Source organism: Marinifilum fragile, from assembly GCF_963677365.1.
GTDB lineage: Bacteria > Bacteroidota > Bacteroidia > Bacteroidales > Marinifilaceae > Marinifilum > Marinifilum fragile.
The window spans coordinates 3,180,604-3,205,123 of record NZ_OY781962.1; the positions used below are offsets into that span (position 1 = coordinate 3,180,604).

Below are 24,520 nucleotides of genomic sequence, written 5' to 3' on the forward strand. Positions count from 1 at the left end.
TAAGCTTTTAAATCGCTGTTTTTTAACATTCCTTTGCAAGCTGAACAATCAACTTAACTTTTTGTTTTTTAGATTAATACCAAGGTGACTTTTGTCATACTTTTGTCCAAGTTTTTAATCCCGAACATGTTAATAATTTTGTTTAGTCTACCAATAATCATTAAAAAATAAAAAGTCCCTTCAAAATGAAGAGACTTTATATCTTGGAAATAAAAATTATAATCCTTTCAGAAACACATTGTTGTTGCGCTCGTGACCAATTGTTGTTGAAGGACCATGGCCAGGATAAACCTCTACATCATCAGGAAGAACCAATAGTTTTTCTTTAATTCCCCCGATTAATTGTTCGTAATTACCATAAGGAAGATCAGTTCTACCAATGCTTTCGCGGAATAAAACATCACCGGCAATTACAAATTTTTGCTCTTCGTTGTAAAACACAACATGCCCTGGTGAATGGCCTGGTACATGCAATACTTTTAATTCAGAATTTCCAAATTTGATTACATCCCCTTCTTTAATCTCCTCGCCCATTGCAGGTGGTTCAACTACATTCTCAAGCCCTAAACGCACTGCATAATTAGGAGCCTCTGCCAACAAAAATTCATCATCTTTATGAGCACAGGTAAGCAAATTAAATGTGTCCTTCACAAACTGGTTACCCAAAACGTGATCGATATGCAGGTGAGTATTTATTTGTTTTACCAATTTTAACCCCTTTTTTTCTACAAAATCGATTAATTTTTTTCCTTCTTCTTCGAAAAACACTCCGCAGTCAATCAAAACTGCTTCTCCTGTTTCATCGTGTAATATATAAGTATTTTCTTGCCAGTGATTAAACACCAATGTTTCTATCGTAATCATATTTGTTATTTTTAGTAGCCCAAATTTACATTTATTTCAACGAACTAGAAATATGTAGTGATGAAAATCTAATGAGAAGCAGATCCACTTAACTCGAAGTGATCCATTACTTCATAAATTGGTCCATGTTTGGTAAGCTTACTTTCCATCAAAACAAAGTTTGATATCAGTAATTCTTCACCTTCCCAACTTTCATGAGATTCTAAGACTCTTTTTACTTCATCAGGATTTTTAACGCCATGTTTTATTCTGCCAATAGTTAGATGCGGTGAAAATCTGGTATCCGAAATTTCAACAATATATTCCAATTGCTTTAAAATATCCTTCCTTAATTCATAAATTAAATCATCAGAATCTACACCAATCCACAAAACACGAGCTTTGCTTAATGATGGGAATGCACCCACAGATTTTAGTTGCAATCGAAATGGAGAAAATTTGCTGGCACTGCTTTTTAGGCGATTTACAATTAAACCAATTTTTCTTACATCAGTTGCCCCGATAAAGCCCAGAGTAATGTGTAAACCTTTCAAGTTTACCCACTTTATCCATTCATCCTTTAAATCCAACTGAACTTGTCGAAAAATCGCGCAAATTTGATCGGTATTATTTATCTTTATTGCTATGAAAATGCGTTTGGTTTCCACTTGAATCTATGAGCTTAACAATTTGTAGTTTCGAGTCCACAAATTATACAAAATAATCTGCATCTAAATATTTAAATCATATCAACATGAACTCAAAGAAAAAATTTGCTGTTGTATTAGCTGGTTCAGGCGTTTACGATGGATCTGAAATTCACGAAGCTACTTTAGCATTATATGCCATTTCGAAAAATGGCGGCGAATACGAAATTTTTGCTCCTAATATCGATCAATATCATGTTATCAACCACATTACAGGAGAGGAAATGGCTGAAAAACGAAATGTATTGGTTGAAGCTGCTCGAATTGCAAGAGGAAATATTAAAGATTTAAAGGAGTTCGATGCCAACAATTACGATGCAATTCTTTTCCCTGGCGGATTTGGCGTTGCAAAAAACCTATGCACATTCGCTTTTAAAGGTCCTGATTGTGATGTAAATACAGACGTTGAGACTGCATTGAAAGCCATGTATGAGGCTGGAAAACCAATTGGTGCATTGTGTATCGCTCCTGCCCTAATTGCAAAAATACTTGGTAAAGTTGAAGTTACCATCGGTCACGATGCGGGAACTGCAGAGGCCATTACATCTTTAGGGGCAACTCATATAAATACAAGCCATGGTGAAATTGTTTTCGATAAAGAAAATAAAATTGTAACCACTCCTTGTTATATGCTTGATGCTACCATTGCTCAAATTGGTGAAGGAGCTGAAAATGTTGTGAAAACAATAATGGCTCTGTAATAAATCGCACTAAAACCTCAGAATATTAAAATGGAAGTACGCATAATTTACAAATGCGTACTTTCTTTATTATTGAAACAATGAAGAATAGAAACACCAAAGATCCTGGAGAAAACCATATTTACCCTTTTATTATTTCCAACATTTTAGTGTTTGTAGGGATATTTTTCAGCTTAAATTCTGCTCCTGAAGTAGCTGTTATTTTATACTCTCTGGCGCTTAATCTGTTTGTTCACTGGTTTGGATTTTACAGCTCTACCAAGAAGAAAATTGCTCGATTTTCTGAGTATTATAACAATTTAATGATTGGTATTTTCTGTGTTTCATCGGTAATTCCTGTTTTTATAGTAATGATATTCTTGGTATTGGAATTTCCCTTTCAAAATTGGACCCTTTTATTGATTTCGCTGCTACTGAGTTTTATTTTCAAGTTTGGCTTATACAGATACTTTGCTTGGGAATCTGTAACCGAAAAGCTAATGAACCAGTACAGAATGAGTATTGAACAAGAACGAGACGATAATTTTAAGATCGTAAAAGCACATCTTGATACCAATCCTGAAAAATTTAAAGAGTATATTGAAAAATCGCAGCTATTCGATGATAGAATTGAAAAACTGTTCAAATAATTTCAGGAAGTAAGCATTGCGAACGTATAAAAAGGATTTCCGAATCAAAGAACAGGAAGTCCGCAACAAAACTAAACAACTCCGAACAACCTAATTCCAACTGCTCACGTTAAGTTGATAGTTCAGAACTCACTGCAGGTATTTCCGCACTGTGCGGAATAAATTTCCCGGCGTGCGGAAGAATCACCTTGCCGTGCGGAACAGATTTCCTTGCGTGCGGAAGCACTTCCCATATGTGCGGAAAGGGTACCTAGGCGTGCGGAACAATTTTTTTAGTGTGCGGAAGCACTACCTTTATACGCGGAAAGGATACCTATGTGTTCGGAACCATTTCTTTTGCACTTGGAAACTTCCTTTTGGAAGGCAATGGATAAGGTGGTGGCAACTCCCTATTTTTAATTCGATCTAAAATTTCTTCTACCATCCAATCATTTCCTAAAGGATCGTACTTTGCCTTTAAAGAAGTACCAAACATTGCGGCAATAGATTGCCAAAACACGGCTGTTACCGATCCTTTTAACTCCTTTAAATGATAATAACTACTATTTCCGGATTCTCGGTCAATCAGCTTCATTAATAGCCTTCCCTGCGAAATCTTCAGTTTCATTAAAGGCTTTTTGTACTCTTTCATCAAGCCTTTGTATTCTTTCCGGATTAATTTTCTGCGTTCCTTTTTACTATGAATATTTTTCAATTGTTCATTCAAACGAAGAATGGTATTATTAGCTTCCTCAGCATAAGGATACACGATTCTTACGTTGCGAACCGTACGCCAATACTTACGGGTACTGCGATAGTGTTTTCTTTTTCGTTTCTTGTATCTCTTAACATTGATTTCGTCAAGGTTTACATGCAAATTGGTATCTGCAAAAACCACAGTATCCAATACAAGATTGGTTCTAGCTTCAGCACAAGTTTTAGCATTTGATTCTGTACCCAACAAAATCAAAATACTACCCATTATTAATATGCCCAATCCAACTAATCGCTTCACAATTCAAAGTTAATCTTTCTATCTTTAAAGAAATTACCAAAACATACCATCATGAAAAAAATTATCCCCTTATTTCTATTACTGATTTTTTCAATAAATACTAATGCTCAAGATCGAATAACAGGATTCAATTTCGCAACACGCTCAGAAGTAATTGCCCAAAATGGAATGGCCTGTACCAGTCAACCATTGGCCACACAAGTTGCACTCGACATACTTAAATCAGGTGGAAATGCGGTTGATGCTGCCATAGCTGCCAATGCAACTTTGGGTTTAATGGAACCAACGGGATGTGGAATTGGTGGTGATATTTTCGTAATTCTTTGGGATGCAAAAACTAAAAAACTTTACGGATTGAATGGAAGTGGGCGGTCACCAAAATCACTTACACTCGAATATTTACAGCAAAACACCAATGGAAAGATTCCTGCCTATGGCCCACTCCCTGTTTCAGTTCCCGGATGTGTAGATGGCTGGTTTACCATTCACGAGAAATTTGGAAAGATGGACATGAAAGAGATTCTTCAACCAGCCATTCGATATGCTCGAGATGGTTTTCCGGTAAGCGAACTCATAGCTTATTACATGAATCTTTCAGCTCAAAGATTGAAAAAATATCCTGGCTTTGCAGAAACCTATATGTCAAATGGTAAAATGCCCCAAAAGGGAGAGGTATTTAGAAATCCATACTTGGCAAATACCTACGAAATAATAGCAAATGGCGGACGAGATGCTTTTTACAAAGGTGACATCGCCAAAACCATTGCCGAATACATCAAAAAGCAAGGTGGGTTTCTTTCTTACGAAGATTTGGCTTCACACCAATCAGAATGGGTAGATCCTATTTCAATAAACTACAGAGGATATTCGATTTGGGAATTGCCTCCTAACGGACAAGGAACTGCTGCGCTTCAAATTCTCAATATCTTAAAGTATTACGATATTGCTGGTATGGGATTCGGATCAACTGATTACCTACACACTTTTATTGAAGCAAAAAAATTGGCTTTCGAAGATCGCGCCAAATATTATACCGATCCTGATTTTTCAAACATTCCGATAAAGGAATTAATTTCTAATGAATATGCAGAGGAGCGTAAAGCATTAATCGATCCGAATAAGGCTGCAAGAGAATATCCTGCAGGAGAATTGGAACAAGGCAATACCATTTATCTTACCGTTGCCGATAAAGAAGGCAATATGGTATCTTTAATTCAAAGTAATTATCGAGGAATGGGATCAGGAATGACACCTGATAAACTTGGATTTGTTCTTCAGGACCGAGGAGAACTTTTTAGTCTGGATGCAGGACATGCCAATATTTATGCTCCTGGTAAAAGACCATTTCACACCATCATTCCTGCCTTTATTACAAAAGACGAAAAACCATATATCAGTTTTGGTTTGATGGGCGGTGCCATGCAACCACAGGGGCATGCTCAAATCGTAGTTAACCTAATTGATTTTGGAATGAATCTGCAAGAAGCAGGAGACGCACCACGAATCCGTCACGAAGGTTCATCACAACCTACCGGCACAAAAATGAAAGATGGTGGTTGGGTAAATCTTGAATCAGGCATTCCATACCAAAACATACGAGAGCTAATGCAAAAAGGACATAGTATAAAATACAGCATTGGTGGATTTGGTGGATATCAGGCAATAATGTTTGATGAAAAAAATGGAGTATATTACGGAGCTTCCGAGTCTAGAAAAGATGGTCAGGCTGCTGGTTACTAAAACTTGCTTAACTACATATTATTTACATAAGTGTCGTTTTTAATTAAACATACACAAACCTCCTATTTGTAAAGATTAATAGGTATTTGGGGAGATTTTAAAAAACATGAAATTTACTTAAGACTATTTTTTGGGATGCACTTAATTTTTACTTCTTTTGCAAATCACAATATAGTACAACAAACAAGTTAAAAAAAGACATAACAGATCGGGCATGACTAAGTATGTAGAATTAAATGTTAGATCGGAGATTGGTGAATTAGAAGGAGTAATCCTTCATACTCCGGGTGCAGAAGTCGAAAATATGACTCCTGAAAATGCCGAAAGAGCACTTTACAGCGATATATTGAACCTTGCTGTTGCAAGAGAAGAATACAAGCAACTAAGCAGTGTTTTAGGAGAAATTGCACAAACTTACCAGGTTAAAGATCTTTTGGCTAATGTTCTGAAGAACGACAAAGCAAAAGAAGCTGTTATTGATAAAATTTGCCTAATGGAGCCTCAGGTAGGTATTAAAGGCAATACCTATTGTATTAAAGATTATTTGTTGGATCAGGATGCAAACGAATTGGCTACTCTTTTAATTGAAGGGGTACCACTAAAGCGCGATAACCTTACCAAATTTTTGAGCAAGGAGCGTTTTGCAATGCGTCCGCTTCACAACTTCTTCTTTACACGCGATGCTTCAATGTCGGTATTGAACGAAGTTCTGATTGGTAAAATGGCTAATGGTGTTCGCGATCGTGAATCACTAATCATGCAATCAATTTTTGATTATACTCCGGGTTTTAATACAAAAACTGTAAATCCAATCGATAATCCATCAGTGGATCCGAATTGTATGATTGAAGGTGGCGACGTTCTAATTGCTCGTGATGATATCTTAGTGATTGGGAATGGGACAAGAACTACAACACAAGGTATTGATTTTATTCTTGCTCAGTTATTATCGCAAAAAGAAGAAAAACAACGTCACATTTTGGTACAGGAATTACCAAGTCAACCAGAATCATTCATTCACCTTGACATGGTATTTACACTGCTAGATGTTGATAAATGTATGGTTTACGAGCCATTAATCATGCGTCCTAACAAGTATCAAACTGTACACATTACCATCCAAAATGGAAAAGTACTAGATATTAGAAGAGAAAACAATCTTCTTGAAGCATTGAAAAAATTAGGTATGGATCTTAAACCGGTTTTCTGTGGTGGAAATGATGATCCTTGGAACCAGGAAAGAGAGCAATGGCACAGTGGTGCAAACTTCTTTGCTGTAGGTCCTGGTAAAGTTGTTGGTTATGGTCGAAATATCCATACAATGGAAGCGATGAACAAGAATGGATTTGAAATTCTTCGTGCGAAAGATATCATTCGCCATAAAGTTGAACTTTCTGACTACGAAAAATATGTAATTACAATTGAAGGTTCTGAACTGCCTCGTGGTGGTGGTGGTGCACGATGCATGACTATGCCGGTTCGTCGTAAACCAGTTAATTGGTAAGAAATTACACAAAATACCATATAAAGGAATCCCATTCGGATTCCTTTTTTTATTTTTGTTCCGCAATAAAGAATACAGAACAATAAAATGAGAAAATTAAAGAATAGCGAATTAGATCGCAAAAGCATAGAAGAATTTAAAGCATCAGATAAAACCCCAATTATCATTGTATTGGATAATGTGAGAAGCCTGAATAATATTGGTTCTGTATTTCGTACTTCGGATGCACTTTTAATCGAAGCTGTTTATTTATGTGGCATTACAGCAACTCCTCCACACAGAGAATTGCACAAAACTGCATTGGGAGCTGAAGATTCGGTACAGTGGGAATATTTTAAGAACACCGAAGATGCTGTTGCAAAATTAAAGGAAAATGGATTTGATGTTTACTCGGTAGAACAAGCCGAGAATAGCATATCTCTTGAAAATTTCGAGATCGATGCTAGTAAAAAATATGCATTAATTTTCGGAAATGAAGTGAAAGGAGTACAACAAAAAATTGTTGATGCCTCAGACGGATGTATTGAAATTCCTCAATTCGGAACCAAACACTCCTTTAATATTTCGGTAAGTTGTGGAATTGTTCTTTGGGATTTGTTCTCGAAAATGAACTATCAGAAATAGCCTAAATATTAAATTCTAAAGTAATAATCGTTCCCGGAAAAGCCTTCTCATACTGTTTTGAGAAGGTTCGTTGTTTTACTTGTTTCCAAACTGCAGTTCCAGACAAGATCTGAATCTTACCTTGATTTTGTTGTACAAATTGTCTGATGGTAAACAAACCAATTCCCTTGTGATCACCCTTAAATGTTGTAGTACCATTTTTCACAGCCCATTCCACGGCTGCTATCGGATGATTGATAGAAGATATATCTACAAATGATTTTCCTTTGTTGACAATGCTAACAAATAACTTTTTGTTGTATACCGAGAAATAATGCGATATAAAAACCTCGCGGCAGTTACTATGAACAAAGGCATTTCTGAAGACCTCGGCAACACAAAGCTGTATTGCCATTTTCAAATGTTGATTTAAGCTAATATCTGGTCTTTCAGGAAAGATTTTGGTCTCCAAATACTCCGACAACGCCTCTTCGTCAGAACTTGTAAAATTCTGGCATTTGATTAAATGCTTCCATAAATTTTTCTTGGCAGCACCATTAACCAATTTTTTTGTATTAAATAAGTTGGCAATTGGCTCCTGAATACCAATGAAGCGCGGCTTGTTTTTTTTCTTCTCCAAACTAGAAATCAAACAACCCAAAACAGAGAACAAGTTAGATTCAATGACCTTGGTTTCCTCAAAATTAAATACAATTTCTTCACCGTAGCATTTTTTTGTTCGATGATATAAATCGGTAAAAAACACTACGCCCTGAAAGTTATTTGCAAGCTTTTGAGGAATTGTAATCTCCATCTTTTATCCTTGTTTAAGTCCTAAATAAGAATCGTCTAAGATAAAAAAATAGAATAAATATTTTAGGTATATATAATAAAAAAGCGATCCTAAAAAGGATCGCTTTTCATATATCTTGTAATTCTTAATTACTCAACGATAGCTTTGAATTTAGCATCTTCAAATACTTTAGCAAATTCCATATCAGACTTAGCTACTGATTTTAAAGAAGCATCTTTAGCTACTGCAGTTTCAAGGTTAGTGAAAACTAAGTTATTGTTATCAGTTCTCGCACCTACAACAGCTTTTAGGTAATATACCATTGCAGCATCGCTAGTGTTAGCGTTTAATTTTTCAAGAGCTACATTGTTTTTACCAGCTAAAATGTTAGCTAAAGCAGCGTTTACTGAAGGACAGTCACCGAAGTGCTTCACTGCAGTATCGTAATCAGCTTTCATGATAGCAACAATACCTTGGTTATAGTTAACTTCTTTACCAGCACCAGTTGCAGCACCAAAAAGAACTTCAGCTTCAGCAACATTACCGTTTACTAACTCAACAGCACCTAAGTTGTTTTTAACAACTGGGTTGTTAGCAGAAATCTTGTCAGCTTTTTCGAAGTTAGATTTAGCGTCAGCTACTTTACCCATACCAAATAATACCATACCAGCATCGTTATAACCTCTCCAGTCTTTAGAGAATTGTTTCTTAGCTGATTCGTAAATTTTCAATTTATCGTTAGCAGACTCAACTAAAGTAGCAGAATATAATAATTCTTCAACGTTTAGTTCAGATGGGTTATTCAAACCAAGATCTTTCAGTTCAGCGTCAGTTTTACCAATAAGGTCAACGTTAACAGTGAATTTAGCTCTTCTTAATTTAGGAAGTACTTCTTTCTTAACATCGTCGAAAGCAGCAGAAATGTTTCTGATTTCTTTTTCACGTACTTCAGGATCTGAGTACATAGAAAGAACGCGTAGAATCAATTCTTTATCTTGAATGTTAGAAGCTTTCATTAATTTTTGGAAACCTTCCCAGTCTTCTGGAGTAACTTTAGATTTGAAGAAATCATCAGCTGCATACTCAGCCATTTTAGCTTTCTTCATTTCTTTCTTGATGTATTTAGAAGAAGAAACTTCACGCTTACCTGCTAATTTTTCGTTCCAATCTTGCTTACCATCTGGAGATGCATATGCAGAAACTTCAACACCTTTGTATTCTTTCTTCTCGTCAGCTTTAACTACATCTAAGTAAGCTTTAAGAGCCTTAACATCTTCAGCTTTCATTTCTGACCAACGAACTTGAGAGCTGTTGATTAGGTAATGAAGATCTGCCTCTTGAGTTTCTGGAATAATTCTTTGGAAAGCATCTTTACCAACGATATTCATTGGGTTATTTTGTACCAAAGTAGCAGTAGCAACAACACCATCAGCAATTTTGTAAGGATCGAATTCTACTGATTGCTCACCTTTGCTAGCAGTCATTCTAACTTCTAAATCAGAAATTCTCATTGCTTGCTCGTAAGGAACTTTACCAGTGTAGGTAATAGTTTTTCCAGTTTCAAAAGGAACTACAGTATTGTTTCCTTGAACTTTCTCGCCTTGTAAAGTTTTTGATGGGAAAGCTTTTTCACCACCTTCGAACTTAAGAACAGGTGTTGCAACAAGAACGGCTTTTTTATTAAAATATCCGCCAGGAATGTTAACAACAACTTTTACATCAACCATATCAGCATGTGCTTCTAAAACTTCAGGAGTCACCTGATACTTGATATCGCTTGCTTCTTTCTTCATCTTATTAAGGCCAGCACAGCTTGTAAGTACCAATCCTGCTAAAGCCAAAGAAGCTAAGGAAATAACCTTTGATCTTTTCATAACAACTACTTAATTATTTTAACTTTTAAAATTATATTCTAGTTCAAAAACAAATTTAAGAAAATTTTATGCAAATTAAATTTATTCAGTCTTTTTATTTGATTTTTCAGGGCTTTCAGAGAATTATCCTATTTAAGCCTGGTTTACATTGAGTTTCGAAAATTGCCTCAGTAATTTTCTCATAATCACTTTGTTGGTTAACAAAGTCTATATCATTGGTATCAATCACCAAAAATTTAAGATCTTGTTGTTGTTTAAAGAACTCAAAATAACTATCCTGTATCTTTAAAAGATATTCAGCGGTAATCTCTTGTTCATACTCTCTTCCTCGCTTTTTGATATTCGATAAGAGCTTCTCAACATTAGAGTGCAAATAAACATACAAATCGGGCTTAGGCAAGGAGTTATAAATGATATGAAAAAATTGACGATACAATGTATACTCATCATCCTGAAGAGTCTGCTTAGAGAATATCAAGGATTTCATGAAATAGTAATCCGAAATGGTAAAAGATTTAAACAAATCACGCTCGCTTAATTCTTTCTTTAGCTGATTGTATCTATCGGCCAAGAACGACATTTCCAATGGAAAGGAGTATTTCTCAGGATCTTTATAAAATTTTGGTAAAAATGGATTTTCAGCAAACTGCTCTAATATCAGTTTAGCATTGCGCTCCTCTGATATTTTATGTGAAAGAGTCGTTTTTCCGGCACCAATATTACCTTCAATTACAATAAAATTATAATCCATTAAAAATGTATTTGCGTTTTTGGAGTCATAAAAATAGAAAATGAAGGGCAAATATCAGGCTTTTTTAAAAAAAGAAAGAGCCAATTTTGATAAAAAATATCAAGATCAACTCCTTTATTTTATAGTCTGTTATTTTTGAGTAAGTTACAAAAAACTTACAATTGCTTTCCGTTTCGTTTACATTCTCTATCCTTTCTATTACCCAAAATGTTACCCACAATCATCCCAACGCCAGCGCATAGGAAAAATATGGTTGGATTAAAACTGTAAAACATTCCATAAGATAACAGCAAGCCAAAAATGACTCCAACCAAAGCAAATATGGCTGAATAGGTATAAGTAAAATGATGAATTTGATAAACTCCGTGTTGATTTTTCAGATGCTTTAACAGTTTTTCAACACGCTTTTCGTATTCACTTCTGTTCACGCCTGACTTGTTAATCATCCGATCCAAGTCATCAATGATATTTTCCAACTCTGCTTTTGCATATTTACAATCCAAACAAGAAGTTTGACTATCCAAAAGTTTGGCAATACGTTTCAATTTCTCAATCTGATAAAATCGAAAATCTTTTATCGATATAAAATCATTTGCTTGTTGATCTACTTTTTTAGATATCTGATCTACCCAATTGTTTTCCATCTTTTCCTTTTATTTACTTCGCTAAAATAGGCAAAGGATATACAAAAAAAAATCCCGGGAATAATTTCCCGGGATTAAGAATAAAAATATCTCGATTATTTATTTTCTTCTTTTTTCTTTCTTTCAGGCTTTGGTAATAATACTTTTCTTGAAAGCTTAAGTTTACCTGATTTTGCGTCGATATCAATCAACTTCACTTCTACTTCCTGACCTTCTTTTAACACTTCATCTACAGTTTGTAGTCTTCTGTGTTCAATTTCAGAAATATGAAGTAATCCATCCTTACCTGGAAGAATTTCAACAAATGCACCAAAAGTTACAATTGATTTTACTTTTCCTTTGTAAATCTCACCTACTTCAGGAACTGCAACAATGCCTTTAATTCTTGCAACTGCAGCATCAATTGATTCTTTGTTGTCAGCAGAAATATCAACTACTCCTTTACCGTCTATTTCTTCAATTACAATAACAGCACCTGTTACTTCTTGAATTTCCTGAATGATTTTTCCACCAGGACCGATAACAGCACCAATCATATCTTTTGGAATATCCATAGAAACGATGCGTGGAGCGTGAGGCTTCAAGTCTTCTCTTGGTACCTCAATAGTTTCACTAATCTTATCTAAAATATGAAGACGACCTAGACGAGCTTGCTCAAGAGCTTGTGCCAATACTTCATATGGAAGACCATCAACTTTAATATCCATTTGAGTAGCTGTAATACCATCTCTGGTACCAGTTACTTTAAAGTCCATATCTCCCAAGTGATCTTCATCACCAAGTATATCCGAAAGAACAGCATATTTTTCAGCACCTGCAGTTGAGATCAATCCCATTGCAATACCTGTTACTGGCTTTTTAATTTGGATACCAGCATCCATCAAAGCCAAAGTTCCAGCACAAACTGTTGCCATAGATGAAGAACCATTTGATTCTAAAATATCAGATACAACACGGATAGCATATGGAGAATCAGCAGGAATCATACCTTTCAACGCACGATATGCCAAGTTTCCATGTCCAACCTCACGACGGCTAATACCACGTGAAGCACGAGCATCACCAGTTGAGAATGGAGGGAAATTATAGTGAAGAACAAACTTCTCTTTTCCTTGATACAATACATCATCAACAATCTTCTCATCAAGTTTTGTTCCCAATGTTACCGATGTTAATGACTGTGTTTCTCCACGGGTAAATACCGCAGATCCATGTGCTCCTGGAAGATAATCAATTTCTGACCAGATTGGGCGAATCTCCTCAGTCTTACGACCATCCAAACGCAATCTATCTTCCAACACCATATTTCTTACCGCATCTTTCTCCACGTCGTGGTAGTAACGGCCAATTAAAGACATATTAATTTCAGATTCCTCTTTTCCTTCAGAGTACTCAGCAACAAATTCTTCTTTAACTGCTGCAAAATCTTCAGCACGTTGGTGCTTATTTGCATTCTTACGACGTGCAACTTCAAGTACCTTATCGTAAGTTTTGTCAATAATTAACTGACGTAATTCTTCGTCGTTTTCTTCGTGACAATATTCTCTCTTTTCAGTTTTACCAACCATCTCAGTCAATTCAATCTGAGCCTGGCACTGAATTTTAATGGCATCATGAGCTACTTTGATAGCTTCAAGCATTTCTGCTTCTGAAACTTCATCCATCTCACCTTCAACCATCATAATATTTTCCATAGTAGCAGCAACGATCATATCAAGATCTGCAGCTTTTAATTCTGTACGAGTTGGGTTAATTTTGAATTCACCATCAACTCTTGCAACACGCACTTCTGAAATTGGCTCCATGAATGGAATATCAGAAACTGCTAACGCAGCAGATGCAGCCAAACCAGCTAATGCATCAGGCATAGTTTCGGTATCAGCAGAAATCAAGTTGATAGATACGAATGTTTCTGCGTGATAATCTTCAGGAAATAATGGACGTAAAGCACGGTCCACAAGGCGGGATACTAAAATTTCGTAATCAGAAGGTCTTCCTTCACGTTTCATGAAACCTCCTGGGAAACGACCCAATGCACTAAATTTTTCTTTGTAATCAACAGACAAAGGCATAAAGTCAACATCAGGTTTTGCGTCCTTAGCGGATACAACTGTTGCCAACAACATGGTCTTACCCATTTTTACTACTACAGATCCATCAGCTTGCTTTGCTAATTTCCCTGTTTCAATTGTGATGGACCTTCCATCACCTAATTCAATTATTTTTTCGATCACTTTCATCTTTTGTAGTTTATTTCAAACTTCTTATTGGATAAGCAACAAGGTGTCGCCAATATATAAAAAGCAATCCCGATTACTCGGGATTGCTTTAATATGATATTATTTACGAATATTTAAAGCTTTAATAATAGCTCTGTATCTTTCAATATCTTTTGCTTTTAAGTAATCAAGAAGGTTTCTTCTTTTACCTACTAGCAATTGCAGTGCACGTTGGGTACTGTAATCTTTTCTGTTTTTCTTCAAGTGCTCAGTTAAGTGAGCGATACGGTAAGAAAACAAGGCAATCTGAGATTCTGCAGTCCCAGTGTCTTTGTTAGACTTCCCGTACTTTTCGAAAAGCTCTTGCTTTTTCTCTGCTGATAAATACATAATACTTATTTTAAAATTTAAATTGATTTAAAAGATTGCTTTTCACAATCAATTCGCAAAATTAACTAATATTTTCTACAAAGCAATTTATCTGAAGAAAAACATCCATTTAATTTTACTGTGAATTAGTGCAATAGCTGATTTTTTATTAATGGGAAATAATATTCCTCTCCCAACATTAGAGTTTAATATTCTACTCTAGACTATCAATGCCATAGATACATATAGCTCAGCATACACTTACATCTTAAAAAGATAATCAATTTGAATGTAATTTCTATAAGGGGAGGTGAGAATATTTTTTATTGAATTTTAAGCAAAAAAAAAGAGTCTCACTCCATGTTGGAATAAGACTCTTTAAAGGTTGGCGTCGACCTACTCTCCCACATTTCTGCAGTACCATCGGCGCTAACGGGCTTAACTTCTCTGTTCGGAATGGGAAGAGGTGGAACCCCGTCGCTATAAACACCTAAAATCGTTTGTTGACTTCTGTGGTTAACTCCTGCTAACCGTCAACGAATATCGTAGACACATTGAAAGTAAAATAAAAGAACCAAATCTTGTAAGATTCAGCGATTGACCTCGCCACTCAGAAGCTTTCGGGTAATTAGTATTGCTCGACTTTGATGTTACCACCTTTACATCTGCAACCTATCAACGTTATCGTCTCTAACGACCCTTAAAGGAAATCTCATCTTGAGGTAGGCTTCGTGCTTAGATGCTTTCAGCACTTATCCCTGCCCAACGTAGCTACTCTGCTATGCAGCTGGCGCCACAACAGATACACTAGAGGTTAGTCCAACCCGGTCCTCTCGTACTAGAGTCAGATCCTCGCAAATTTCCAACGCCCACAACAGATAGGGACCGAACTGTCTCACGACGTTCTGAACCCAGCTCGCGTGCCACTTTAATGGGCGAACAGCCCAACCCTTGGGACCTTCTCCAGCCCCAGGATGTGACGAGCCGACATCGAGGTGCCAAACCGCTCCGTCGATATGAGCTCTTGGGAGCGATCAGCCTGTTATCCCCGGAGTACCTTTTATCCTTTGAGCGATGGCCCTTCCATACGGAACCACCGGATCACTATGCTCTACTTTCGTACCTGCTCGACCTGTATGTCTCACAGTCAAGCACCCTTGTGCCATTGCACTCTTCAGACGATTACCAAACGTCTTGAGGGTACCTTTAGAAGCCTCCGTTACTCTTTTGGAGGCGACCACCCCAGTCAAACTACCCACCACACACTGTCCGTCGTTAGACGTTAGACTTCAGATAAGCAAAGGGACGTATTTCAAGGATGACTCCACAACACCTGGCGGCGCTGCTTCATAGTCTCCGTCCTATCCTACACATCACTTACCCAAAATCAATGTGAAGCTGCAGTAAAGGTTCACGGGGTCTTTCCGTCCCGTTGCGGGTAATCGGCATCTTCACCGATACTACAATTTCACCGAGCTCATGGCTGAGACAGTGCCCAGATCGTTACACCATTCGTGCAGGTCGGAACTTACCCGACAAGGAATTTCGCTACCTTAGGACCGTTATAGTTACGGCCGCCGTTTACTGGGGCTTCATTTCAGACCTTCGCTTGCGCTAAGCCCTCCACTTAACCTTCCAGCACCGGGCAGGTGTCAGGCCTTATACTTCATCTTTCGATTTTGCAAAGCCATGTGTTTTTGGTAAACAGTCGCCTGGGCCATTTCACTGCGGCCTCCCGAAAGAGGCGTCCTTTCTCCCGAAGTTACAGGACCATTTTGCCGAGTTCCTTAGCCATGAATCACTCGAGCGCCTTAGTATTCTCTACTTGACTACGTGTGTCCGTTTGCGGTACGGGTCTCTATAACCTGAAGCTTAGAGGTTTTTCTTGGAAGTAAAATTACATGCACTATCCGCGCTGCCGTAGCATTGCGGTACTATCAGATTTCAGCTCAACCAGCGGATTTGCCTACCGGTCTCATCACATACGTCCTTCAACGAACTATTCCGTCAGTTCGCGGCATTGTCATCTCTTCGTCACCCCATCGCAGTTATAGAAAGTACCGGAATATTAACCGGTTGTCCATCGAGTTCGCCCTTCGGCTACCCCTTAGGTCCCGACTTACCCTGATCCGATTAGCGTTGATCAGGAAACCTTAGTCTATTGGCGTGCGGGTTTCTCGCCCGCATTATCGTTACTTATGCCTACATTTGCTTTTCTAAAAGCTCCACAATACATTACCATACTGCTTCTGCGCCGTTAGAATGCTCCCCTACCAGTTAGAATAAATTCTAAATCCATAGCTTCGGTGGTATATTTATGCCCGATTATCATCCACGCAAGATCGCTCGACTAGTGAGCTGTTACGCACTCTTTAAATGAATGGCTGCTTCCAAGCCAACATCCTAGCTGTCTAAGCAATCTCACCTCGTTTGTTCAACTTAACATACACTTGGGGACCTTAGCTGATGGTCTGGGTTCTTTCCCTCTCGTCCGTGGACCTTAGCACCCACGGGCTCACTGCCAGATATAAGTTATAGCATTCGGAGTTTGTCTGGATTTGATAGGCGGCGAAGCCCTCGCATCCAATCAGTAGCTCTACCTCTATAACTCTCGACTCTGACGCTGCACCTAAATGCATTTCGGGGAGTACGAGCTATTTCTCAGTTTGATTGGCCTTTCACCCCTACCCACAGTTCATCCGAACACTTTTCAACGTGAACCGGTTGGGCCCTCCACTCTGGTTTAACAGAGCTTCAGCCTGACCATGGGTAGATCACCAAGTTTCGCGTCTACCCCCACTAACTTTACGCCCTATTCAGACTCGCTTTCGCTTCGACTACGCACCTGAAGTGCTTAATCTCGCTAGTGAGGAGTAACTCGTAGGCTCATTATGCAAAAGGCACGCAGTCACACCCTAAAGTGCTCCTACCGCTTGTAGGCGTACGGTTTCAGGTACTCTTTCACTCCTCTGTTCGAGGTGCTTTTCACCTTTCCCTCACGGTACTTGTTCACTATCGGTCTCTCAGGAGTATTTAGCCTTACCAGATGGTCCTGGCAGATTCACACAGAATTCCTCGTGTTCCGCGCTACTCAGGATACTACTAGATTCACTTTGCTTACGTGTACGAGACTATCACTCTCTATGGTGTGTCTTTCCAAACACTTCCACTTCACGCCGATCATCATATTATAGTCCTACAACCCCACCATTGCCGAAACAATAATGGTTTGGGCTAATCCCCGTTCGATCGCCACTACTAGGGGAATCACTTTTGTTTTCTTCTCCTCCGGTTACTTAGATGTTTCAGTTCTCCGGGTTTGCCTCCTTAAAGGATACTCATTGCTGAGTGGGTTGCCCCATTCGGAAATCTACGGATCAATGGTTATTTGCACCTCACCGTAGCTTATCGCAGCTTATCACGTCCTTCATCGCCTCTGAGAGCCTAGGCATCCGCCATACGCCCTTAATTACTTCTTTTTGTGCCAATAAAAGTCTAAACTTTCATCACGAAATCAATCGTTGTTTCTTTACTATTGGTTACTTCTACTTTACTACTTTCAACATGTCAAAGAACTTTAATACACCATCGTATTTCGTGGAGAATATCGGAGTCGAACCGATGACCTCTTGCGTGCAAGGCAAGCGCTCTAGCCAGCTGAGCTAATCCCCCAAAACGTTAATCGTAGTCCTGCGCAGATTTGAACTGCGGACCCCTACATTATCAGTGTAGTGCTCTAACCAACTGAGCTACAGGACTAAATTTCTTAATCCATATGCTAGCGGTTTAAACACCCTAACGCTATGGGTTATGGTATATTAAATGAAAACAAGTAAAAAGTTAGGCAAAACAGTCATAAACCTGTCTTTTACCATAAACCTTAGTCGATATTCTAAATCTCTAGAAAGGAGGTGTTCCAGCCACACCTTCCGGTACGGCTACCTTGTTACGACTTAGCCCCAGTTACCAATTTTACCCTAGGTCGCTCCTTGCGGTTACGAACTTCAGGTCCCCTCGGCTTCCATGGCTTGACGGGCGGTGTGTACAAGGCCCGGGAACGTATTCACCGTATCATTGCTGATATACGATTACTAGCGAATCCAACTTCACGGAGTCGAGTTGCAGACTCCGATCCGAACTGAGACTAGCTTTTGAGATTAGCATCCTGTCACCAGGTAGCTGCCCTTTGTACTAGCCATTGTAACACGTGTGTAGCCCTGGACGTAAGGGCCGTGCTGATTTGACGTCATCCCCACCTTCCTCTCACCTTACGGTGGCAGTCTCGCTAGAGTCCTCAGCATTACCTGCTAGCAACTAACGATAGGGGTTGCGCTCGTTATGGGACTTAACCCGACACCTCACGGCACGAGCTGACGACAACCATGCAGCACCTTGTAATTTGCTCCGAAGAGAAAGCTTGTTTCCAAGCCGGTCAAACTGCATTTAAGCCCAGGTAAGGTTCCTCGCGTATCATCGAATTAAACCACATGTTCCTCCGCTTGTGCGGGCCCCCGTCAATTCCTTTGAGTTTCATTGTTGCCAACGTACTCCCCAGGTGGATTACTTAATGCTTTCGCTCAGTCGCGCACTGTGTATCGCGCACAACGAGTAATCATCGTTTACGGCGTGGACTACCAGGGTATCTAATCCTGTTCGCTCCCCACGCTTTCGTCCATCAGCGTCAATGTTAGCTTAGTGAGCTGCCTTCGCAATCGGTGTTCTACGTTATATCTATGCATTTCACCGCTACATAACGTATTCCGCCCACCTCAACTAAATTCAAGACAACCAGTATCAATGGCAGTTTCACAGTTGAGCTGTGAGATTTCACCACTGACTTAATCGCCCGCCTACGGACCCTTTAAACCCAATAAATCCGGATAACGCTCGAATCCTCCGTATTACCGCGGCTGCTGGCACGGAGTTAGCCGATCCTTATTCATACGGTACCTTCAGCTCCCTACACGTAGGAAGGTTTATTCCCGTAAAAAAGCAGTTTACAACCCATAGGGCAGTCATCCTGCACGCGACATGGCTGGTTCAGGCTTGCGCCCATTGACCAATATTCCTCACTGCTGCCTCCCGTAGGAGTCTGGTCCGTGTCTCAGTACCAGTGTGGGGGACTATCCTCTCAGACCCCCTAAGCATCATCGCCTTGGTGAGCCGTTACCTCACCAACAAGCTAATGCTACGCATGCCCATCTTACACCGCCGAAGCTTTAAATCAAATAACATGCGAAATTTGATCATTATGCGGTATTAATCCGGATTTCTCCGGGCTATCCCCCTGTGTAAGGCAGGTTGCATACGCGTTACTCACCCGTGCGCCGGTCGCCATCAATAAAAGCAAGCTTTTATTATGCTGCCCCTCGACTTGCATGTGTTAGGCCTGTCGCTAGCGTTCATCCTGAGCCAGGATCAAACTCTTCGTTGTATAAAAGTTTTTATAATTCTGTCTCATTCAGATTATCAAAGTTTAATGGTAATTTTTAATTGACAAGGTATTATTCTTGTATTTACCTAACTTCTTGTTTTCAATATTTTCAAAGAACGTATCGTTCTGTTTTTCCTTCTTAATTCACCCGAAAAAATCAGGCGGAAAAGCGAGTGCAAAGATAAATAAAACTCCTCCCAAATTCCAAATAAAATTTGAAATATTTTTGAAGTTTTTTTTCAGCCGTGATTTCCATCAAATCATCAACTCACTCCCAAAACTTTTTCTAAACTCCTCCCGTTTGAGAAGCGGCTGCAAAGATAAATACTTTTTATCTAAAATTGCAAGTCATTTTTAAAACTTTTTTAAGATTTAATCCCTTCGAAAGCCTCATAGATACTAGTGCTCCAAAGAATCTTATCCCCATCAAAAGCAGCTGCAAAGATAAATACTTTATTTCTACAAATCCAAATGCTTTCGAAAAAAAATCTTAAAAATTTCAAAATGAAAAAACATCAAGCAAAACCGTGGATAAACCACCCTTTCCATCATGTCTTCCTTATCGCCTTACCCTTGTAAAGCGGCTGCAAAGATAACGCATACTTTTTCTACTTTCCAAATCCAAAATGCATACTTTTTCTCTACACTAGCCTAACACCCTCATAACCCGTGAGAAAAAATTTGGAGAAATTTTCAGCGAATGTGATTTTTGATTGTTTTAAATATCTATTCGCTCATTTTTTTCATGCACTACCCATAGAAACGATCCGGTAGGGATAGAAGCGGCATCCTTTTTCGAAGAATGAGGAAAAGATATAGCGGATAGCCCGACCCGAAGGGGACTGGCATAATTAATCATGGATTTCACTCTTTTTAACGAATGGAAATGACAGTTTTATTACAGATATACTATCTTCGTGCTAATAAATTGTTTTACAAATTAATTCTCTGAAGGTGACAAATAGACTTGTTATTATTCCGACCTACAATGAAAAAGAAAATATTGAATCCATTGTTAGGAAAGTATTTTCGCTGGAAAAAGCTTTTGATATCTTAATAATTGAAGACAATTCTCCTGACGGAACTGCTGCAATTGTAAAAAATTTGCAGAAGGAGTTTTCTCAGCTACACATGATAGAGCGCAAAGGAAAGCTTGGCCTAGGTACCGCATATATTGCCGGCTTTAAATGGGCACTTGAAAACAACTACGAATATGTATTTGAAATGGATGCCGATTTTTCACACAATCCGGAAGATTTGGTTCGTTTATACGAAGCTTGCGCTAATCAAGGTGGAGATATGGCCATTGGTTCACGCTATGTTTCTGGTGTAAATGTTGTAAATTGGCCTATGGGTAGAGTTTTGATGTCGTATTTTGCGTCAAAGTACGTAAGAATTGTAACAGGAATGAAAATTCATGATGCAACGGCTGGCTTTAAATGCTATACCAGGAAGGTACTTGAAACCATTAATTTGGATAAAATTAGATTTAAAGGGTATGCTTTCCAGATAGAAATGAAATTTACCACATGGAAATTTGGCTTTAATATTATTGAAGTGCCAATCATTTTCACGGATAGAACACAAGGAACTTCGAAAATGAGTGGTGGTATTTTTAATGAAGCTGTGTGGGGCGTAATTAAAATGAAACTACGTAGCTTTTTTACCAACTACGAAAGATAGATTTTAAAATACTTAGAACTAAACAACCAAAATGTCAACTTATTTAATACAAAATGCCTTAATCATTAACGAAGGCAAGAAATTCGCCGGAAGTGTTCTGGTGAAGGATCAATTGATTGAAGAAATTTATACATCTGCTCCTGAAAAGATTGATGCATCGTGGAAGATTATTGATGCAGGTGGCAAATTGCTAATCCCTGGTGTGATCGATGATCAGGTACATTTTCGCGATCCAGGAATGCCACACAAAGGTGATTTGTATACCGAATCGAGAGCTGCTGTAGCAGGTGGTACCACTTCCTTTATGGATATGCCAAATGTAAAACCACAAACAGTTACCCAAGAGTTACTTGCAGAGCGTTACAAGCTTGGTGCTGAAAAATCACTGGCCAACTACTCGTTCTACATGGGTGCTACCAATGACAATCTGGAAGAGATTTTAAAAACGGATCCTAAATCGGTTTGTGGGATTAAGATTTTCATGGGATCATCTACAGGGAATATGTTGGTGGATGATATTGACACCCTATCGCAAATTTTTGAAAAAGCTCCTCTGCTGATTGCTACGCATTGTGAGGACACACCAACCATTGAAAAAAATCAGGCTGAATACCTTGAAAAATATGGCGAGGACATTCCAATGGAATATCATGGAGTGATTAGAAGTGCCGAAGCTTGTTACAAATCTTCATCGAAAGCCGTGGAGTTGGCTAAGAAATACAACACTCGTTTACACATCCTTCATTTATCTTCCGGAATTGAGATGGATCTGTTTGACAACTCGATTCCTTCGAAAGATAAAAGAATTACAACTGAGGTTTGTGTACATCACTTATGGTTTGATGACAAAGATTACTTAACTAAAAAATCAAGAATACGCTGGAATCCTGCCGTTAAAACCAAAGCAGATCAGGATAAACTTTGGGAAGCATTGCTTGACGACAGATTGGATATAATTGCAACAGATCATGCACCTCATACTGAAGAAGAGAAAGATGGCAACTATTTGAATTCTGCAGGTGGAGGTCCTTTGGTTCAACATTCACTTGTGGCAATGTTGGAGCAAGCACGACGCGGCAAAATTAGTCTTGAAAAAGTGATTGAAAAAATGTGTCACACTCCTGCTGAGATTTTCCAAGTTGAAAAAAGAGGTTTTATCCGTAAAGGGTATTACGCAGATTTGGTATTGGTTAAGGAGGAAGATTGGACTGCCAACAAAGAAAACACATTGTATAAGTGTGGTTGGACTCCTTTCGATGGAGAAAAATTCCAATACATGGTTGAAAAAACTTTTGTGAATGGTCACTTGGTGTATGACAATGGTAAGTTTGATGAAAGCACGAAAGGTATGCGCTTAAGTTTCGATCGTTAACAAACACATATTATATAGAACATGAAAAAATTCTATTATACCTCAACAGCTCTGATTATCTCAGGGCTGTTTTTGTTTTCTTGCCAAAACAAACCAGAAAATTCGTCTACAAAAACAGAAGGTGAGCTTATTGCAGATCCTATTATTTACGAGGTGATCGTAAAAAATCCCAACCCGGATGATGAATGGCTGAACGAATGCCTGAAGAATACCAATAGCCCTTACCTAATCGAGCAAGTTTTGAAAGAAGTAAAAGCTGGTAATTTAAAGGCATATGATTATTACGACAATCACGAATTATCCATTAGTGAAATCAAACAAATTATTAAAGAAAATAATTTGAACAAGAGAACAGGAAAAATTCAGTTTGAAGAAAATTGGTATTGGGACAAGAATCTGTTACAACTAAAAAAAGAGGTTCAAAAACTGATGTTTGGTTTCGAAATATACGATGCTACAGGAAAACTGAGAGGTTACAAAGCAAGTTTTGTTATCGATTTGGAAAACAAATGAAAGAATGAGCATTGTGTAAATGAAGAAAATCTATCTAATTTTGCACAAATTGAAAAATCAGGAACATTCCTGGTACTCATTAAAACAAAAAAAATGAAACGTCCATGATTAAATAATTATTATCTCATATCATGGTAAGTTCCATCTGATCTCAAAATAAAATTACAAACAGATGAAAGTTCTATTTATAGATTCAACACACCCTCGTTTATTAGAAATGCTTCAAAATGCAGGTTTCGACTGCACGTATGCTCCTGAAAAAAACAAAGAGGAACTACTAGAAATATTTCCTGAGTTCGATGGTTTTATCATTCGAAGTAAGTTCAAATTGACCAAAGCAGAACTGGATATCGCTTCAAAGCTTAAGTTTATTGGCAGAGTTGGTGCCGGATTGGAAAATATTGATGTTGAATATGCAGAAAGCAAAGGCATTAAATGCTTCAATGCTCCGGAAGGAAATCGAGATGCAGTAGGCGAACATGCCGTTGGTATGCTTTTAACTCTCTTCAATAATTTGTGTCGATGCAATTGGGAAGTTCGCAATGGAATGTGGAGACGTGAAGAAAACCGTGGAATTGAGATTATGGGCAAGACCGTAGGAATTATTGGATACGGAAACATGGGTGGAGCTTTTGCCCAAAGACTAAAAGGATTTGGTTGTAACGTAATTGCCTACGATAAATACAAGTTTAACTATACCGATGATTATTGTACTGAAAAACAGTTAGATGATTTATTTGAGCAATGCGACATTCTAAGTCTGCATGTTCCACAAACCGAAGAAACCATGTTTATGGTGAATGATGAATTTCTGAATCAATTCAAAAAACCGATTTTCTTGATTAATACTGCACGCGGAAAAGTGGTTCGTATTGCTGATTTGGTGAAAAATCTAAAATCCAGACAGGTTAAAGGTGCTTGCTTAGACGTCCTGGAATACGAAAAAACTTCATTTGAAGATTTGCATGCTTCTGAGCTTCCTGCTGAATTTCAATATTTAATTGAAGCTGAAAATGTATTGCTGAGTCCACATGTTGGAGGTTGGACACATGAATCAAACATTAAACTTTCCGAGGTCACCGCACAGAAAATCATTGATGAATTCGCATTATAAAAATCAAAAGCCTCAATTCTGTAGAATTGAGGC

18 protein-coding genes, 2 tRNA genes and 3 rRNA genes are annotated in these 24,520 nt (G+C 38.3%); 9 read left to right on the top strand and 14 right to left on the bottom strand.

Going from position 1 to position 24,520, the window contains the following annotated elements; translation table 11 throughout:
- Positions 1-216 precede the first annotated feature (216 nt).
- Both ACKPCA_RS12630 and thpR read right to left on the bottom strand, forming a co-directional pair.
- Positions 217-864 (bottom strand): MBL fold metallo-hydrolase, encoded by a 648-nt coding sequence (locus ACKPCA_RS12630; RefSeq protein ID WP_054720755.1) that lies wholly within the window; start codon positions 862-864, stop codon positions 217-219.
- Positions 865-932: 68 nt separating this feature from the next.
- The gene (gene thpR / locus ACKPCA_RS12635; RefSeq protein WP_054720753.1) at positions 933-1,511 is read right to left on the bottom strand and encodes an RNA 2',3'-cyclic phosphodiesterase; all 579 of its coding nucleotides are present in this window, start codon (positions 1,509-1,511) and stop codon (positions 933-935) included.
- Positions 1,512-1,597: 86 nt separating this feature from the next.
- On the opposite strand from thpR, the gene elbB reads away from it, so the two are divergent.
- Both elbB and ACKPCA_RS12645 read left to right on the top strand, forming a co-directional pair.
- Positions 1,598-2,251: an isoprenoid biosynthesis glyoxalase ElbB gene (gene elbB, locus ACKPCA_RS12640; RefSeq protein WP_321279414.1), complete on the top strand. Its 654-nt coding sequence runs from the start codon at positions 1,598-1,600 to the stop codon at positions 2,249-2,251.
- An 80-nt stretch (positions 2,252-2,331) separates the two neighbouring features.
- Positions 2,332-2,880, top strand: a complete 549-nt coding sequence (locus ACKPCA_RS12645; protein WP_321279415.1) for a hypothetical protein — start codon at positions 2,332-2,334, stop codon at positions 2,878-2,880.
- 313 nt (positions 2,881-3,193) lie between these two features.
- Here ACKPCA_RS12645 and ACKPCA_RS12650 read toward each other — a convergent pair whose 3' ends face one another.
- Positions 3,194-3,874 (bottom strand): DUF4294 domain-containing protein, encoded by a 681-nt coding sequence (locus ACKPCA_RS12650; protein ID WP_321279417.1) that lies wholly within the window; start codon positions 3,872-3,874, stop codon positions 3,194-3,196.
- Positions 3,875-3,925: 51 nt separating this feature from the next.
- Between ACKPCA_RS12650 and ggt the strand changes: the two genes are divergently transcribed.
- The 3 genes from ggt to ACKPCA_RS12665 all read left to right on the top strand — a co-directional run bounded on the left by ggt (position 3,926) and on the right by ACKPCA_RS12665 (position 7,742).
- Entirely contained in the window at positions 3,926-5,614 is a 1,689-nt protein-coding gene (gene ggt, locus ACKPCA_RS12655; protein WP_321279419.1) for a gamma-glutamyltransferase, read from the top strand.
- Positions 5,615-5,828: 214 nt separating this feature from the next.
- Positions 5,829-7,118 carry an arginine deiminase gene (locus tag ACKPCA_RS12660; RefSeq protein ID WP_321279420.1) on the top strand — a complete coding sequence of 430 codons (1,290 nt, stop codon included), beginning with the start codon at positions 5,829-5,831 and terminating at the stop codon, positions 7,116-7,118.
- An 87-nt stretch (positions 7,119-7,205) separates the two neighbouring features.
- Positions 7,206-7,742, top strand: a complete 537-nt coding sequence (locus ACKPCA_RS12665) for an RNA methyltransferase (protein ID WP_321279421.1) — start codon at positions 7,206-7,208, stop codon at positions 7,740-7,742.
- Between the two features lies 1 nt (position 7,743).
- Here ACKPCA_RS12665 and ACKPCA_RS12670 read toward each other — a convergent pair whose 3' ends face one another.
- The 11 genes from ACKPCA_RS12670 to ACKPCA_RS12720 form a co-directional block, all read right to left on the bottom strand.
- On the bottom strand, positions 7,744-8,535 hold the full coding sequence (locus tag ACKPCA_RS12670; protein WP_321279422.1) for a hypothetical protein: 792 nt from the start codon (positions 8,533-8,535) through the stop codon (positions 7,744-7,746).
- Positions 8,536-8,663: 128 nt separating this feature from the next.
- Entirely contained in the window at positions 8,664-10,388 is a 1,725-nt protein-coding gene (locus tag ACKPCA_RS12675) for a tetratricopeptide repeat protein (protein ID WP_054722913.1), read from the bottom strand.
- 115 nt (positions 10,389-10,503) lie between these two features.
- Positions 10,504-11,139 carry a deoxynucleoside kinase gene (locus ACKPCA_RS12680; RefSeq protein WP_321279424.1) on the bottom strand — a complete coding sequence of 212 codons (636 nt, stop codon included), beginning with the start codon at positions 11,137-11,139 and terminating at the stop codon, positions 10,504-10,506.
- Between the two features lie 155 nt (positions 11,140-11,294).
- Positions 11,295-11,783, bottom strand: coding sequence for a hypothetical protein (locus ACKPCA_RS12685; protein WP_321279425.1), 489 nt, complete (start codon positions 11,781-11,783; stop codon positions 11,295-11,297).
- Between the two features lie 95 nt (positions 11,784-11,878).
- Positions 11,879-14,023: a polyribonucleotide nucleotidyltransferase gene (gene pnp / locus ACKPCA_RS12690; protein WP_321279426.1), complete on the bottom strand. Its 2,145-nt coding sequence runs from the start codon at positions 14,021-14,023 to the stop codon at positions 11,879-11,881.
- A 99-nt stretch (positions 14,024-14,122) separates the two neighbouring features.
- Complete coding sequence (rpsO, locus tag ACKPCA_RS12695; protein WP_054722921.1) at positions 14,123-14,392, bottom strand: 30S ribosomal protein S15; 270 nt, start codon at positions 14,390-14,392, stop codon at positions 14,123-14,125.
- Between the two features lie 362 nt (positions 14,393-14,754).
- Positions 14,755-14,865 (bottom strand): 5S ribosomal RNA (gene rrf / locus ACKPCA_RS12700).
- A 114-nt stretch (positions 14,866-14,979) separates the two neighbouring features.
- Positions 14,980-17,850, bottom strand: a 23S ribosomal RNA gene (locus tag ACKPCA_RS12705).
- A 119-nt stretch (positions 17,851-17,969) separates the two neighbouring features.
- Positions 17,970-18,043, bottom strand: a tRNA-Ala gene (locus ACKPCA_RS12710).
- Positions 18,044-18,056: 13 nt separating this feature from the next.
- Positions 18,057-18,130 (bottom strand) — tRNA-Ile (locus tag ACKPCA_RS12715).
- Between the two features lie 145 nt (positions 18,131-18,275).
- Positions 18,276-19,805, bottom strand: a 16S ribosomal RNA gene (locus tag ACKPCA_RS12720).
- The 16S, 23S and 5S rRNA genes sit together here with 2 tRNA genes alongside, the layout of an rRNA operon.
- Before the next feature lie 954 nt (positions 19,806-20,759).
- Between ACKPCA_RS12720 and ACKPCA_RS12725 the strand changes: the two genes are divergently transcribed.
- The 4 genes from ACKPCA_RS12725 (at position 20,760) to ACKPCA_RS12740 (ending at position 24,487) form a co-directional block, all read left to right on the top strand.
- Entirely contained in the window at positions 20,760-21,488 is a 729-nt protein-coding gene (locus tag ACKPCA_RS12725) for a polyprenol monophosphomannose synthase (protein WP_407660166.1), read from the top strand.
- 31 nt (positions 21,489-21,519) lie between these two features.
- On the top strand, positions 21,520-22,860 hold the full coding sequence (locus ACKPCA_RS12730; protein WP_321279428.1) for a dihydroorotase: 1,341 nt from the start codon (positions 21,520-21,522) through the stop codon (positions 22,858-22,860).
- Positions 22,861-22,881: 21 nt separating this feature from the next.
- Complete coding sequence (locus ACKPCA_RS12735; protein ID WP_321279429.1) at positions 22,882-23,373, top strand: hypothetical protein; 492 nt, start codon at positions 22,882-22,884, stop codon at positions 23,371-23,373.
- 172 nt (positions 23,374-23,545) lie between these two features.
- Entirely contained in the window at positions 23,546-24,487 is a 942-nt protein-coding gene (locus ACKPCA_RS12740; RefSeq protein ID WP_321279430.1) for a 2-hydroxyacid dehydrogenase, read from the top strand.
- Positions 24,488-24,520: the final 33 nt, after the last annotated feature.

What these genes read in the sequence shown, in the direction of transcription:
- ACKPCA_RS12645 (WP_321279415.1), top strand. Translation starts at nt 2,332, where the DNA reads ATGAAGAATAGAAACACCAAAGATCCTGGAGAAAACCATATTTACCCT.
- ACKPCA_RS12740 (WP_321279430.1), top strand. Translation starts at nt 23,546, where the DNA reads ATGAAAGTTCTATTTATAGATTCAACACACCCTCGTTTATTAGAAATG.
- pnp (WP_321279426.1), bottom strand. Translation starts at nt 14,023, where the DNA reads ATGAAAGTGATCGAAAAAATAATTGAATTAGGTGATGGAAGGTCCATC.
- ACKPCA_RS12670 (WP_321279422.1), bottom strand. Translation starts at nt 8,535, where the DNA reads ATGGAGATTACAATTCCTCAAAAGCTTGCAAATAACTTTCAGGGCGTA.
- ACKPCA_RS12630 (WP_054720755.1), bottom strand. Translation starts at nt 864, where the DNA reads ATGATTACGATAGAAACATTGGTGTTTAATCACTGGCAAGAAAATACT.
- ACKPCA_RS12665 (WP_321279421.1), top strand. Translation starts at nt 7,206, where the DNA reads ATGAGAAAATTAAAGAATAGCGAATTAGATCGCAAAAGCATAGAAGAA.
- ACKPCA_RS12685 (WP_321279425.1), bottom strand. Translation starts at nt 11,783, where the DNA reads ATGGAAAACAATTGGGTAGATCAGATATCTAAAAAAGTAGATCAACAA.
- elbB (WP_321279414.1), top strand. Translation starts at nt 1,598, where the DNA reads ATGAACTCAAAGAAAAAATTTGCTGTTGTATTAGCTGGTTCAGGCGTT.
- ACKPCA_RS12735 (WP_321279429.1), top strand. Translation starts at nt 22,882, where the DNA reads ATGAAAAAATTCTATTATACCTCAACAGCTCTGATTATCTCAGGGCTG.
- ggt (WP_321279419.1), top strand. Translation starts at nt 3,926, where the DNA reads ATGAAAAAAATTATCCCCTTATTTCTATTACTGATTTTTTCAATAAAT.
- ACKPCA_RS12675 (WP_054722913.1), bottom strand. Translation starts at nt 10,388, where the DNA reads ATGAAAAGATCAAAGGTTATTTCCTTAGCTTCTTTGGCTTTAGCAGGA.
- ACKPCA_RS12730 (WP_321279428.1), top strand. Translation starts at nt 21,520, where the DNA reads ATGTCAACTTATTTAATACAAAATGCCTTAATCATTAACGAAGGCAAG.
- rpsO (WP_054722921.1), bottom strand. Translation starts at nt 14,392, where the DNA reads ATGTATTTATCAGCAGAGAAAAAGCAAGAGCTTTTCGAAAAGTACGGG.
- ACKPCA_RS12660 (WP_321279420.1), top strand. Translation starts at nt 5,829, where the DNA reads ATGACTAAGTATGTAGAATTAAATGTTAGATCGGAGATTGGTGAATTA.
- ACKPCA_RS12680 (WP_321279424.1), bottom strand. Translation starts at nt 11,139, where the DNA reads ATGGATTATAATTTTATTGTAATTGAAGGTAATATTGGTGCCGGAAAA.